Raw genomic sequence first — 706 nt, forward strand, 5'->3', positions numbered from 1 at the left:
GGGTTGGACATAGAATTCATGCGGCCAATTTCAGTTTCTGGGCGGGTGTGATGCCGCCGATGCCCATATTGGGGCGGTCGTTGTTGTAGGTCCAGAGCCATTCTGTCGCGTGATCCTGCACCTCCGCGATGGTTTCAAAGACGGATTTGCCCCAGCCATTCATGCCGGACCGTCCGGTTGTAACGCTCGACATAGGCGTTCTGCTGCGGCTTGCCGGGCTGGGGATGTGTTGGAGGCCGATGCCGTGCGTCTCGGCCCATTTCATCAGCGTACCGCTGATATATTCGGGACCATTGTCGACCCGAATAGCGCCCGGTTTGCCGCGCCATTCGATGATCTGGTTCAGCACCCGCACGACCCGTTCGGCGGGCAGAGAGAAATCGACTTCGATGCCGAGTCCCTCCCGGTTGAAGTCGTCGAGCACGTTGAGCAGCCGGAAAGCCCGGCCGTCCTCCAGACGATCTGCCATGAAGTCCATCGACCAGACCTGGTTGGGGGCGTCTGGCACCGTCAGTTCGTCGGGCTTGTCGCGTTTGAGCCGCTTCCGGGGTTTGATCCGCAGGTTCAGTTCCAACGCGCGATAGATCCGATAGACCCGTTTGTGGTTCCAGCCATGACCCTGGATATTGCGCAGATACAGGAAGCAGAGGCCGAACCCCCAGGTCTTTCTGGCCTGGGTGAGCCCAATCAGAAGTTCGGCGATCTG

1 pseudogene is annotated in these 706 nt (G+C 59.6%); it reads right to left on the minus strand.

The window, feature by feature from the left end:
• Nucleotides 1–16: 16 nt before the first annotated feature.
• Nucleotides 17–706: pseudogene (locus tag PHAMO_RS01705) on the minus strand (IS3 family transposase); the annotation flags it as partial.

The organism is Magnetospirillum molischianum DSM 120 (genome assembly GCF_000294655.1).
Classification (GTDB): Bacteria; Pseudomonadota; Alphaproteobacteria; order Rhodospirillales; family Magnetospirillaceae; genus Phaeospirillum; species Phaeospirillum molischianum.